Annotated in this window: 10 protein-coding genes and 1 pseudogene; 7 read left to right on the forward strand and 4 right to left on the reverse strand. The window is 71.5% G+C overall.

Annotated features, from left to right (window positions below; genetic code table 11):
* The first annotated feature begins 184 nt into the window (after positions 1-184).
* The 5 genes and pseudogenes from O7608_RS04820 (at position 185) to O7608_RS04840 (ending at position 5,829) form a co-directional block, all read left to right on the forward strand.
* Entirely contained in the window at positions 185-799 is a 615-nt protein-coding gene (locus tag O7608_RS04820; RefSeq protein WP_289208823.1) for a Jag family protein, read from the forward strand.
* 61 nt (positions 800-860) lie between these two features.
* Positions 861-1,565 (forward strand): annotated as a pseudogene (gene rsmG / locus O7608_RS04825) (16S rRNA (guanine(527)-N(7))-methyltransferase RsmG); the annotation flags it as partial.
* 392 nt (positions 1,566-1,957) lie between these two features.
* Positions 1,958-3,166: a ParA family protein gene (locus O7608_RS04830; protein ID WP_289210780.1), complete on the forward strand. Its 1,209-nt coding sequence runs from the start codon at positions 1,958-1,960 to the stop codon at positions 3,164-3,166.
* 27 nt (positions 3,167-3,193) lie between these two features.
* Positions 3,194-4,249, forward strand: a complete 1,056-nt coding sequence (locus tag O7608_RS04835) for a ParB/RepB/Spo0J family partition protein (protein WP_289208824.1) — start codon at positions 3,194-3,196, stop codon at positions 4,247-4,249.
* Between the two features lie 587 nt (positions 4,250-4,836).
* Positions 4,837-5,829 carry a hypothetical protein gene (locus O7608_RS04840; protein WP_289210781.1) on the forward strand — a complete coding sequence of 331 codons (993 nt, stop codon included), beginning with the start codon at positions 4,837-4,839 and terminating at the stop codon, positions 5,827-5,829.
* On the opposite strand, the gene O7608_RS04845 is transcribed toward O7608_RS04840, so the two are convergent.
* Together O7608_RS04845 and O7608_RS04850 are read right to left on the reverse strand one after the other, a co-directional pair.
* Complete coding sequence (locus tag O7608_RS04845) at positions 5,788-6,765, reverse strand: D-alanine--D-alanine ligase family protein (RefSeq protein WP_289208825.1); 978 nt, start codon at positions 6,763-6,765, stop codon at positions 5,788-5,790. The two genes, O7608_RS04840 and O7608_RS04845, sit on opposite strands and share 42 nt — an antisense overlap.
* Before the next feature lie 7 nt (positions 6,766-6,772).
* Positions 6,773-8,086 (reverse strand): aminotransferase-like domain-containing protein, encoded by a 1,314-nt coding sequence (locus O7608_RS04850; RefSeq protein ID WP_289208826.1) that lies wholly within the window; start codon positions 8,084-8,086, stop codon positions 6,773-6,775.
* A gap of 293 nt (positions 8,087-8,379) precedes the next feature.
* On the opposite strand from O7608_RS04850, the gene O7608_RS04855 reads away from it, so the two are divergent.
* On the forward strand, positions 8,380-9,039 hold the full coding sequence (locus O7608_RS04855; protein WP_289208827.1) for a GNAT family N-acetyltransferase: 660 nt from the start codon (positions 8,380-8,382) through the stop codon (positions 9,037-9,039).
* Positions 9,040-9,064: 25 nt separating this feature from the next.
* On the opposite strand, the gene O7608_RS04860 is transcribed toward O7608_RS04855, so the two are convergent.
* Positions 9,065-10,222 carry an N-acetylmuramoyl-L-alanine amidase gene (locus O7608_RS04860; RefSeq protein ID WP_289208828.1) on the reverse strand — a complete coding sequence of 386 codons (1,158 nt, stop codon included), beginning with the start codon at positions 10,220-10,222 and terminating at the stop codon, positions 9,065-9,067.
* 312 nt (positions 10,223-10,534) lie between these two features.
* On the opposite strand from O7608_RS04860, the gene O7608_RS04865 reads away from it, so the two are divergent.
* Complete coding sequence (locus O7608_RS04865; RefSeq protein WP_289208829.1) at positions 10,535-12,076, forward strand: hypothetical protein; 1,542 nt, start codon at positions 10,535-10,537, stop codon at positions 12,074-12,076.
* On the opposite strand, the gene trxA is transcribed toward O7608_RS04865, so the two are convergent.
* Positions 12,057-12,380, reverse strand: a complete 324-nt coding sequence (gene trxA / locus O7608_RS04870; protein WP_282224556.1) for a thioredoxin — start codon at positions 12,378-12,380, stop codon at positions 12,057-12,059. The two genes, O7608_RS04865 and trxA, sit on opposite strands and share 20 nt — an antisense overlap.
* Positions 12,381-12,392: the final 12 nt, after the last annotated feature.

Raw genomic sequence — 12,392 nt, forward strand, 5'->3', positions numbered from 1 at the left:
CCGTCCGGCTCGGACGTTTCGCGGTGACCGGTACGGTCCCGGTCACCCGCCGATGTCCGTCCGGGCCACCACCCGCCCCGACTGCGGGAAACACAGACGTCCCCAGAGGCTCGGCGCCCGTCCGCCGGCCCCTGGGAAACCAGCGGACCGACCGGTCCCGCCGAGCGAGTACGGAGATGACACCGTGACCGATACCAGCCTGCCCAGTGCCGACTCATCCGTGGATGAGGAGGTGGCTCCGACCGGGGCCGCGGTGGACGCGGAGGACGACATCGACGACGCAGATGACGCCGACGCGGCGGGTGAGGCAGCGGCACCGCCGGCTGCGGCGCCGAGCGACAACGACCTGTTCCGGCAGAGCGAGATCGCGGCGGACTACGTCGAGGGTCTGCTGGACATCCTCGACTACGACGGCGACATCGACGAACTGGTGTCCGGCGGACGGCCGGTGGTCGAGGTGGTCGGCGGGCAGCTCAACGCGCTGGTGGGACAGCGCGGTGCCACCCTGGAGGCGCTGCAGGAGCTGACCCGGCTCGCGATCTTCCGGCAGACCGGTACGCCGAGCCGGCTGCTGCTCGACGTCGGCGGCTACCGGGCAAGCCGCCGCAAGGAGCTGGCGGCCGTCGCGAAGAACGCGGTGGAGAAGGTCAAGGAGTACGGCGAGCCGGTACGGCTCGAGCCGATGTCGGCGTTCGAGCGCAAGTGCGTCCACGACGTGGTGAACGCGCTCGACGGCGTACTGAGTGAGTCCGAGGGTGTCGAACCGACCCGGCGGATCGTCGTCCGGCCGGCCGACTGACACCATGACGCCTCAGCCCGAGTCAGACGACCGGGCGGCCACCGGCCCGGACAGGGACCACCTGTCCGGGCCGGTTCCGTCCACGGCGGTACCTGCGGCGGCCGCGGAGATCTTCGGCCCGCAACGGCTGCCGCTCGCGGTCCGGTACGCCGACCTGTTGGCGACCGAGGGCACGCTCCGAGGCCTCATCGGCCCGCGTGAGGTGCCCCGGCTGTGGGACCGCCACCTGCTCAACTGCGCGGTCCTCGGCGAACTGGTGCCGACCGGTTCGACGGTGGTGGACGTCGGCTCCGGCGCGGGGCTACCCGGGTTGGCGCTCGCCATCGCCCGACCGGATCTGTCGGTGATGCTCGTCGAACCGCTGGCCCGACGTACCGCGTTCCTGGTCGAGGCGGTCGATCTGCTGGGTCTCGGCGGATCGGTGGAGGTGGTCCGGGGCCGAGCCGAGGAGCTGAGCCGCAGCCGTCCGGATGGCGCTGCCCCGATCGTCACCGCGCGGGCGGTAGCGCCGCTGGACCGCCTCGTCGGTTGGTGCCTGCCGTTGGCCGAGCCGGGTGGCCGGCTGTTGGCGATGAAGGGCGGCTCGGCTGCCGCCGAGGTGGCCGAGCACCGGGTCGCGGTGGTCCGCGCGGGTGGTGCGGAGCCGGTGCTGCGGACGTGCGGTGAACGGTGGCTCGACCCTCCGACGACGGTGGTGGAGATCGGCCGGGTGGGTGGCCCGGCCGGTCCGGCTCCTGCTGCCCGGGGTCGGACCGCAGCCGGGCGCGGCCGATCACACCGCAGCGGTCGCGCCGACGGTCAGGGCCGATCCCAGGGCCACGGTCGGTCCGACGGTCAGGGCCGATCCCAGGGCCACGGTCGGTCCGACGGTCAGGGCCGCGCGGGTGGTGGACCGGGACGAAGCGCCCCGCGTCGGGGCAGCTCCTGATCCGCGACCGACCACCCGTCCTGCCGTGAAGGCTGCGACACGTCGGACAGTCGGCCGTGGCCACGCCGGCCCTGATCCCCGTAGGCTGGCCGCGCGTCGATAGTGTGGACCGGGCGGCATCGTGTAACGGCTCGATCATGCCGCCTCTTGCTGGTCCGCACGCCACGCCCGAAAGCGCGGACGTGAGCGCTGGCGGTGCCGATCCATCCACGGCGGGCAGGGATGACACGGTGCATGACAACGGTAGGTACGACGATCCACGGCTGACGGGCGATCGCCAGGGCGGTGACCCTGCGGTGGTTTCACGTGAAACCTCGTACGCCCCCGACTGGTCGAATGGGAGGACCGGATCGATGGCTGACGCCGGTGCACCACCGACCACACGGTCAGCGCCGGTCGCTGTGCCGACGGCGCCCGTGGGACCACCGACAGCGGTACCGCCACAGGCCGGGGAACCGGTGCCGGCGGCTGTGGTGGGTCCCGGGCCGCAGGCCCCGCCGGGGGGACCTGGCCCGTCGGCCGTCGACGCCCCCTACGTTTCACGTGAAACACCGAACCGGGAAGAGGATGATCCCCCCTTGGCAATGGAGGCTTTGCGCGCCGTGCAGATTCTGAACCCGAGCGGCGAGGTGACCATGCCCCGGCCGGACCGGACCCGGGTGATGTGTGTCGCGAATCAGAAGGGCGGCGTCGGAAAAACGACCACCACGGTCAACCTCGCCGTGGCGCTGGCGTTGCACGGAAACCGGGTCATGGTCGTGGACCTCGACCCGCAGGGCAACGCCTCGACCGGACTCAACGTCCCGCACCACGCCGGCGTGCCCGACGTCTACGACTGCCTGATCGACAACGTCCCGCTGACCGAAGTGGCGCAGCCGGTCGAAGGCATCCCCAACCTCTGGTGTGTGCCGGCGACCATCGACCTCGCCGGTGCCGAGATCGAGCTGGTCTCAGTGGTCGCCCGCGAATCGCGGCTGTCCCGGGCGATCACCGCCTACCCGGCCGAGCTGGACTACGTGTTCATCGACTGCCCTCCGTCGTTGGGCCTGCTGACGGTCAACGCGCTGGTCGCCGCCCAGGAGGTGCTGATCCCGATCCAGTGCGAGTACTACGCGCTGGAAGGGCTCAACCAGCTGATCAACAACATCAACCTGGTCCGGCAGCACCTCAACCCGACACTGGACGTTTCGACGATCCTGTTGACCATGTACGACCGCCGGACCCGGTTGGCTGACGCGGTGGAGCAGGACGTCCGCAACCACTTCGGCGAGAAGGTTCTGCAGTCGGTCATCCCGCGCAACGTCCGGGTCTCCGAGGCACCGAGCTACGGGCAGTCGGTGATGACCTACGATCCCGGTTCGCGGGGTGCGACGAGCTACTTCGAGGCGGCTCAGGAGATCGCCGAACGTGGGGCGGCACGGCGTGTGGGCAATGTCTGACACTGTGGGTAGTTCGGGAGGCAGGGCATGAAGAACCGTCCCAAGGGCGGGCTCGGTCGAGGGCTCGGCGCCTTGATCCCTACGGCGGCACCCGCCCCTGCCCAGACCGGTACGCAGGTCGCGCCGCCGCCGGCTGTCCGGCCCACCGGTCCGGTGGCACCGGTGGCGACCGCCGACCGTCTCGACCCGGCCCCGCCGTACCCGCCGGAGGCACCTCCGGCCCCGGTCGAGGAGGCACTCTCGCCGGTGCCGGGTGCCCGATTCGCCGAGTTGTCGGTGAATGCGATCGTCCCGAACCCCAAGCAGCCGCGGCAGGTCTTCGATGACGAGGCGCTCGAGGAGCTGAAGGTCTCGATCGAGCAGGTCGGCTTTCTTCAGCCGATCGTCGTGCGGCAGCTGGACGGCGGCGAGCAGTACGAGCTCGTCATGGGCGAGCGTCGGTGGCGGGCCGCCCAGGCGATCGGCCGGGAGAGCATCCCGGCGATCGTCCGGGAGACCAAGGACGACGCGATGCTCCGGGACGCGCTCCTGGAGAACATCCATCGCGCCAATCTGAACCCGCTCGAGGAGGCTGCCGCCTACCAGCAGTTGCTGGAGGAGTTCGGGGCCACGCATGAGGAGCTGGCGCGGCGGATCGGCCGGAGCCGGCCGCAGATCTCGAACACGATCCGCCTGCTGAACCTGCCGGCGCAGGTGCAGCGGCGGGTGGCGGCCGGCGTGCTCTCCGCCGGACATGCCCGTGCGTTGCTCGGACTCGACGACACGGAGGCCCAGGACGCGCTGGCGCTGCGGATCGTCGCCGAGGGTCTGTCGGTACGGGCGACCGAGGAACTGGTTGCCCTGGCGGCTACCGAGGAGCCCGCCAAGCGTCCAGGCACGCCCCCACGGCGTCCGAAGGCGCACGCGCCCGCGCTGGCGGACCTGGCGGACCGGCTCTCCGACCGGTTCGACACCCGGGTGAAGGTGGACATCGGTCGGAGCAAGGGCAAGATCACGATCGAGTTCGCCACGGTCGACGATCTCGAGCGGATCGTCGGGATCATCGGCATGGACGGTGAAGAGGTTCCTGCCGACCAGGACTGACCGTCGGTACCACGTTTCACGTGAACGGCCCCACCCGCAACCCTCGGGTCGGGGCCGTTTCACGTGAAACGCCAAGCCCGCCCGTTCCACGTGAAACGCCAAGCCCGCCCGTTCCACGTGAAACGCCGGCGGCCTGACCCGGGCCGCGCGTACGCGACGCGCCCGACAGGGGCCCGCGGTGTGTGGTCACCATCGCGGGACTGGATCGTTGAGGACCGGGGGCCACCGACGACCCGGTCGACGCTGACTCAGCTGGCAGAGGGCGGGCCGGGTCAACCGGGACCCGGCAAGCGTCAGCAGGCGGTGTGAGTAGGTAGCGCGTTGTCCACAGGCGTTGTCCACAGGGCGCGTCGTTTCACGTGAAACAGCGGGTGGATCGGGTTGTCTGCCTGTGGATAACTTCTGTGGACAACGCTGTGGATGGCGGCGACGACCGCCGTGGCCGGTGTCTGCGGCCGACCTCCAGGGGCGGTCCGGCCCGCTTGGCGGGACGGGCACGCACGGCGGGCGGCGGCCGTCCGAAACGGGGAACGACAGGTCGGGCAGACTCGGTTAGGGTCAGCGTCGTGCCCCACACCCCAGACGCGATTCCCGACTTTGCGCGATGGCCCTCCTTCCCCTTCGAAGGTGACCTGCGGGTCAAGCAGCTCGACGACCCGGTCGACGTCGAGCCGCCACGCAAGGGGGAAGGTACGGCGGAGTGCTCGTCCTGCGCCGCGCCGGACGACGCCTACATCTGGGTGAGCGAGCGTTGGCGGGTCCGGGCCATGGACCGGCCGACCGGTCTGCCGATGGTGCTGATCCTGGAGTCCCGGTCCCACTTCGACCTCGGGGACCTGCCGAATCTTCTCGCCGCTGAGCTGGGCGTGCTGACGGTACGGCTGGAGCGTGCCATCCGGTCCCTGGACGGCGTGGCGCGGGTGCACGTGAACCGGTGGGGCGACGGCTCCGCGCATCTGCACCTGTGGTTCCTGGCCCGTCCGTACGGGCAGCTGCAGCTACGGGGTACGTTCCTCTCGCTGTGGGACAGCATCCTGCCGCCGATCTCCGAGTCGCGGTGGCGGGAGAATCTGGCGTTGGTGGCGGCCTGGCTCGCCGAGTTCGGCGGGCGGCCGTTGGCCGAGCCACCGCGCATCGAGTGGCGCGCCCCGTCGAGCCTGACCGAGCAGGCGAGTCACCCGATCGACCCGGACACCAACTTCGACGAGGACGCGCCCGCCAGCGGCCCAACCGACGGCGACGGGTCGGTGGCGGTCGCCGTACTGCCGATCGAGAGTATCGAGCCCGCTGCTGACCTTGACGAGCTCGCCGTGCAGGCGCTGACCGGGCGGGCCGAGAACGCAGTCGGCGAACCGGCCGACGTAGATCGCGACGCTGCGGACCCGGACGGCGACGAGACGGCACCGCCGACGGGTGGGCCGGACGCCGCCCGGGAGGCGGACGAGGCGGACGAGGCTACGACCGGGCCGGAGACGCCAGTGGCGACGCAGCCGCCACGGGCACCAGCGGCACCAGCAGGTGCCGCTGTCCCTGCGGGGTCACCGACGGGCGGCGGCCCGGTCGACCAGGGCGGCAAGTAGTCGGCCGAGATCCAGCCCGGCGGCCTCCACCGCGAGCGGCAGCAACGAGGTCTCGGTCATCCCGGGGGAGACGTTGACCTCCAGCACGTGCGGCTGACCCTGCCGGTCCACGATCAGGTCGACCCGGGAGACGTCCCGCAGGCCGAGCGCCCGGTGTGCGGCGACGGCGGTGGCGGCCACCTGACCGGCCACCTCGTCGTCGAGCCGGGCCGGGGCGTGCCAGGTGGTCAGGCCGGCGGTGTAGCGGGCCGCGTAGTCGTAGACCCCGTTGCGCGGCACGATCTCGACCGCCGGCAGGCTCTCCGGCCCGTCACCCCGGTCGACCACCGACACCGCGACGTCCATGCCGGTCACGTACCGCTCGACCAGTGCTGTCGAGTCGTACGCGAAACAACCGACCATGGCGGCGGACAGTTCGGCGGCCTCGCGCACGACGGCGGCCCCCAACCCTGAGCCGCCCTGCGCCGGCTTGACCATCAGCGGCAGGCCGAGGCGTTCCACGATCCGTTCCAGTACGGCGACCGCGCCCAGCTCGGAGAACCGGTCGTGCGGCAACGCCACCCAGTCCGGGGTAGGGATGCCGGCCTCCCGCAACACCGCCTTCGCCGAGGGCTTGTCCCAGGCCAGCCGGGCCGCTCGGGCGTCGCAGCCGACGTACGGCACGCCGCACAGGTCGAGCACCCCGCGCAGCGACCCGTCCTCCCCGGTGGCACCGTGCAACGCGATCACGACGGCGTCCGGCGGGTCGGCGCGCAACGCCGGCAGCAGGGTGACGTCGGCGTCGCGCAGTTCGGCCTCCACGCCGGCCGAGCGCAGCGCGTCCAGCACCCGGCGGCCGGACTTCAGGGAGACGTCCCGCTCGTAGGACAGGCCGCCGGCGAGAACCAGTACCCGCAGGTCACGGGCGGCGGCGGTGGGCTCGGGCTGTGGGCTCATGCCCGAATCATGCCAAGTCTGGCCCGGGGGTGTCCGCGCCGGGGCGTCGCCGCCGGGCACCGGCACCGGTGACCGGGCCGAACACCTCCCGCATCGCGGCCTCGCGTTCCATCACCCCGGCGAGTCGGCGGACCCCTTCGCGGATCCGCTCCGGCGGCGGGAAGGAGAAGTTCAGCCGCATGTTGCCGGCGCCCGAGCCGTCGGCGTAGAAACCGGTCCCGGGCACGTACGCGACCCGCGCGGCGATCGCCCGGGGCACCATGGCCTTGGCGTCGAGCCCTTCCGGCAGCGACGCCCAGACGAACAGGCCACCACTAGGCCGGGTCCAGGTGGTGCCGGCGGGCATCAGATCGGTGAGCGCGTCCAGCAGCGCGTCCCGCCGCTCCCGGTACACCTCGCGGTACGTCTTGAGCTGCTCCCGCCACGGCATCGTCGCCAGGTAGGTGGCGACGGCGGCCTGCGCGTACGCGCTAGGGCAGAGGATCTGCGCCTCGCTGGCGATGACCAGCTTCTCGCGTACCGCGTGCGGCGCCAGGATCCAACCGACCCGCAGGCCCGGCGCGAAGGTCTTGGAGAACGTACTCAGGTAGAACACGCCGTGCCGGCGGCGGGCCCGCAGCGGCGCGGGGGCCTCGCCGTCGAAACTGAGCTGGCCGTACGGGTCGTCCTCGATCACCAACAGGCCGGCGCGTTCACAGATGTCCAGCACCCGCTCCCGGCGCTCCTCGGTGAGGGTCACCCCGGCCGGGTTCTGGAACGTGGGGATCGTGTACAGGAACTTCGCCCGCCGCCCCGACCTGGCGACCTCGGTGATCGCCTGCTCCAGGGCCTCGGGGATCAACCCGTCGGCGTCCATCGGTACGTGCTCCACCTGGGCCTGGGCCGCCTGGAAGACGCCGAGGGCACCGACGTAGGTGGGCCCCTCGGCGAGCACCACGTCGCCCGGGTCCAGGAAGAGCCGGGCGACCAGGTCGAGGGCCTGCTGGCCGCCGACGGTCACCACGACGTCCTCCGGGGAGGCACCGGAGGAGACGTCGATGCCGGACAAAGACATCACCTCGCAGATGCGTTCCCGCAGGTCGAGGGTGCCCTGACCGATGCCGTACTGCAGGGTGGAGGTGCCGGTCTCCGACGCCAGCCGGCCGAGCATCTCGCCGACGGCGTCGAGCGGCAGCGCCGCGACGTACGGTGCCCCACCGGCGAGCGAGACCACCTCGGGCCGACTGGCGACGGCGAACAGTGCCCGGATCTCGGATGCGGTCATGCCGCGGACCCGGCGGGCATAGCGGTCGGTGTAGTCGTCGAGCGTCGTGCCGGTCATGGGCTTCACCTCGATACGCGTCGCTCCGGTGGTGCCGGGGATGGCCGACCGCGACACGCACTGATCGTTTGATGGTAGTCCGGCGTGTCGCCGTACCGCGTCGGCATTACCATGCGGGCCCACATGTCGGACCAGCCGATCGGGATTGGCCCCACCGGCCATTCTCGGCCTGTCCGACCCCTCCCCGGACGGGCGGTTGCGGCGTACGATCGCTCGTTGGGGACGAAGAGACGGCGCCTGGTGGAGCTCGGCGGGTTTCACGACATGATCCGGTGGGGTGTGGGGGAACGCGCATGTCGCGACGTCTGGTCAGTCTGACGCTGGACACGCTGGAGGAACTGCCCGGCTCGTGCCGGCAGTGCGTCTTCTGGGAGCTCGATCCGGTCGCCGCCGACCGCGCCCGCGCCTGTGGCGATCCCGGCCTGGAGAAGGAGGCCTGGGTCTCCCAGACCCTCCTCGAGTGGGGTTCCTGCGGCAAGCTCGCCTACGTCGACGGGATGCCGGCCGGCTTCGTCATGTACGCCCCGCCGGCGTACCTGCCCCGGTCGATGGCCTTCCCCACCTCGCCGGTGTCGGCCGACGCGGTGCTGCTGACCACGGCGCACGTGGTGCCACCGTTCGCCGGCGGCGGCCTGGGCCGGATGCTGGTGCAGGGCGTCGCCCGGGACCTCACCAAACGGGGCATCCGGGCGATCGAGGCGTTCGGCGACGCCCGGCCGGTCGACCCGGACCTGGCCGACGACGGGCCGTCGAACTGCCTAGCCCCGGCCGACTTCTACCTGTCGGTCGGCTTCAAGACGGTCCGGCAGCATCCCCGGTTCCCCCGGCTGCGGCTGGAGCTGCGGACCGCGCTGTCGTGGAAGTCGGACGTGGAGTACGCGCTGGAGAAGCTGCTCGGCTCGATGAGCCCGGAGAGTCTGCTGCGCCCGGCGACCCGGGCGATGACCAACTGACCGGCGACCCGTCGACCGGGCCGACTCAGGCGTCCGCCGTGGCCTCTATGGCGGCCTGCAACGTCCGTACGTCGATCGACCCGGTCGGCACATCCAGCTCCGTCGGGTAGTACATCCGCTGCACTGCGGCCACCAGCGCCTCGGCGACCTGGTCACGGAAGCCGGGGCGGACCAGCCTGGCCCGGTCCCCGGCGCAGGTGAGGTAGCCGACGTCCGCTCGGACCGCCGGCATCCGGGTCAGCCGCAGCAGCTCCCAGCTCTTGGCGTGCACCCGGCAGTCGTGCAGCCCGGTGCGGACCACGATCTCCCGCTGCACCAGCCCGGCGAGGCGCTCGCCGACCGTCGACGTGGCACCGGTGCCGGTGCCGTAGTGGTACGTCGCGACCCCCTCCGCCGCCGGGTTGGTGTGCCCGTCGACGTGCAGCGAGATGAACAGGTCCGCACCGAGTTCGTTGGCGGTCCGGGTGCGCTCCAGGTCGGTCACGCCGGTCTCCGCGTACGGGCCCCGGGTCAGGTGGACCCGCATGCCGGCGGCGGCCAGCCGGCCCTCCAACCGGGCGGCCAGGTCGAACGCCAGGTCCGCCTCGGCCCAGCTCAGCTCGCCGTCGGTCACCACCACGCCCCGGTCGGGGCCGCCGTGGCCGGGGTCGACGACGATGGTCTTGCCGACCAGGGTCGGGCCGGACTGGCGCAGGGCGTCGGACTCGCGCAGCCACTGTGGCCGGCCGCCGACGACCTTGCGGCCCAACCGGCGCAGTGCGTGCATGGTGTACGGGCCACAGGTACCGTCCGCGGTCAGCCCTACCTCCCGCTGGAACTGGGTGAGGGCGCGGGCGGTCCGACTGCCGTAGACCCCGTCTGCCCGGCCCACGTCGTAGCCCATCTCCAGCAGGCGTTCCTGCAGGGTCCGTACGTCCTCACCCACCAGCGGGTCGGCGACGGAGTGGTACAGCGCCCGGTCGCCGAGGCGCCACCGGGCGGCGTCGAGTGCCCGCCAGGTCTCCGCGCCGACCCGGCCGTCGATGCTCAGGCCACGGCACTGCTGAAAAGCGCGTACGGCGTGTTCGGTGGCCGCGTCGAACCGGTCGGCTCCGGGGTCGGGGGCGAGCAGCTCCAGGTTGACCAGGATCGAGCGGATCTCGGCCACGGCGGGACCCTGATCGTCACGGCGGATGGGACGCACGGGACCCCGACCTCCCCCCTGGATCGAGCGGGACGTCCGGAGCGTAACCCGGTTGCGCGGCGACCGTACCGGGGTTGCCCCGATGCGGACCGGACGGGTGCCCGGTCACGGGCCAGCGGCGGCGACACGGGTACGGGCAACGAGATGGGCACGGAAACGACGCCGGCCCGGTGCTGTACAGCACCGGGCCGGCGTCGTCTCGTGTTTTGACCATCGGGGGGATTCGTGGTGGTCGAGGTCTAGCGGAACGGGGAGGACCCTGTCCATGATCCTGAGTTCTCACACAAAGATCATCAATGGGCAGGGTCCTCGATGAGGAGCGTAACGGCTACCGGCACCGGTCACAGCGAGCTGGGCCGGATCTTGCTGGACTCGTGGCGGCGGGAGTTGTACGAGGGAGTCCTCACATCCCGGTCACGGACGTTGTTCACGCTGGTCGACGAGTTGGCCACCGATCAGGGCCGGTGTGGCTGTCCGGCGCATCTGTCGCTGGGCACCGTCACCGGGCACGCCGCCGCGTACCGGGCGTTACGCGACGGCGAGATCGACACCGGCCGGGCGTTGCGGGCGGCGTGCCGGATCGCCGCGCGGTCCGGCCTGCCCCGGGTGTACGCCGTCGACACCACCGCGTGGCCACGGCCGAACTCGCCGACCAGCCCGGACCGGCAGCCCCAGTACACCCCGGGCGGCCCGCGCGGCGCGGCCCAGATCAAGACCGGGTGGCGGTACCAGCACGTCGTCCGGTTGACCCTGACCCCGGACTCGTGGGTCGTGCCGGTCCTGGCCGACCGGATCGCCTCCGACGACGACCTGGTCGAGGTCACCGTGGACCACATCGCCCGGGTCTGCGCCACCGACGGCGCCCGCCCGGCCGATCCGTCACTGTTCCTGCTGGACTCCGGCTACCCCGCGGCCCGGATCACCCACCTGCTGCGCGAACGCGGGATTCCCGCGGACGTCCTGGTCCGGCTGGCGACCTCGCAGACCATGTGGACCAGACCCGAACGCCGGGCCGCGCACCCCCTCGGCGGCCGCCCCCGCCGCCACGGGTTCCGCCTGGCCCTGCGCCAGCCCGACCTGCACCCCGACGCCGGTGTCAGCGGACCACTCGACATCTACGGCACCGTCACCGTCCGGGCCTGGCACCAGGTCCACCCCAAACTCACCCGCGCCAGCCGAGGCTTCACCAACCAGTCCACCCTCCCGATCGTCGAGGGCAGCGTCCTCCTCGCCCGGGTCCAGCACCTGCGCCCCAGCCGCCGCGCGGGCGACCTCGCGCTCTGGTACTCCGGTACCCGCCGTGACCTGCTCACCCTGGTCATGACCTACCTGGCCCGCTTCGACATCGAGCACTACTTCCGATACCTGAAGACCACCGCCCACGCCCCGGACTTCCACCCCCCGCCAACCCGACACCCTGACCACCTGGCTCCGCCTGCACTCCTACGCCTACCTGCACCTGTTCTGCGCCCGCACCCACCTGACCCACCACCGGCTGCCCTGGGAACCCGCCACCACCACGACACCCACCCCCGGCCAGACCCGCCGACAGGTTTCACCCGCTCTGCGCAACGCCTGGCAACCACCAGGCCACCCGAAACCCGGCCACCCCGGCCCCGGACGCCCCGCCGGCAGACGCCGCAAACGCCGCACCCGCTACCCCGTCATCCGCAGGAACGCCATCCACAAGGGCAAATAACAGCCCTCACCCACACCACCACGAACACACCCACACCACACCACCAGACCACCCTGCCCACAGAACGGTCAAAACACGAGCGACGCCGGCCCGGTGCTGTACAGCACCGGGCCGGCGTCGTCAGGTCGGTACGGATCAGAAGGCGGACTCGATGAGCTTCACCAGGTCGCCCTTGGGCCGGGCACCGGCGACGGACTGCACCGGCTCGCCGCCCTTGAACACGGTCAGCGTGGGCACCGACATCACCCGGTACTTGCGGGCGATCTCCGGGTTCTCGTCGATGTTCAGCTTGACGATCTCCACCTTGTCGCCCATCTCGGCGGCGATCTCCTCCAGCAGTGGTGCGACCTTGCGGCAGGGCTGGCACCATTCAGCCCAGAAGTCCACCAGCACCGGCTTGTCGGACATGAGCACGTCGCTGGTGAAACTGGCTTCGGTGACCGCTCGGGTAGCTCCCACGAAATCCTCCTC

This window comes from Solwaraspora sp. WMMA2056 (genome assembly GCF_030345095.1).
Lineage (GTDB): Bacteria > Actinomycetota > Actinomycetes > Mycobacteriales > Micromonosporaceae > Micromonospora_E.

Excerpts from the sequence above, each read along its gene's own strand:
- O7608_RS04845 (WP_289208825.1), bottom strand. The coding sequence starts at position 6,765 with ATGAGCCCACAGCCCGAGCCCACCGCCGCCGCCCGTGACCTGCGGGTA.
- O7608_RS04855 (WP_289208827.1), top strand. The coding sequence starts at position 8,380 with ATGTCGCGACGTCTGGTCAGTCTGACGCTGGACACGCTGGAGGAACTG.
- O7608_RS04850 (WP_289208826.1), bottom strand. The coding sequence starts at position 8,086 with ATGACCGGCACGACGCTCGACGACTACACCGACCGCTATGCCCGCCGG.
- O7608_RS04835 (WP_289208824.1), top strand. The coding sequence starts at position 3,194 with ATGAAGAACCGTCCCAAGGGCGGGCTCGGTCGAGGGCTCGGCGCCTTG.
- O7608_RS04865 (WP_289208829.1), top strand. The coding sequence starts at position 10,535 with ATGAGGAGCGTAACGGCTACCGGCACCGGTCACAGCGAGCTGGGCCGG.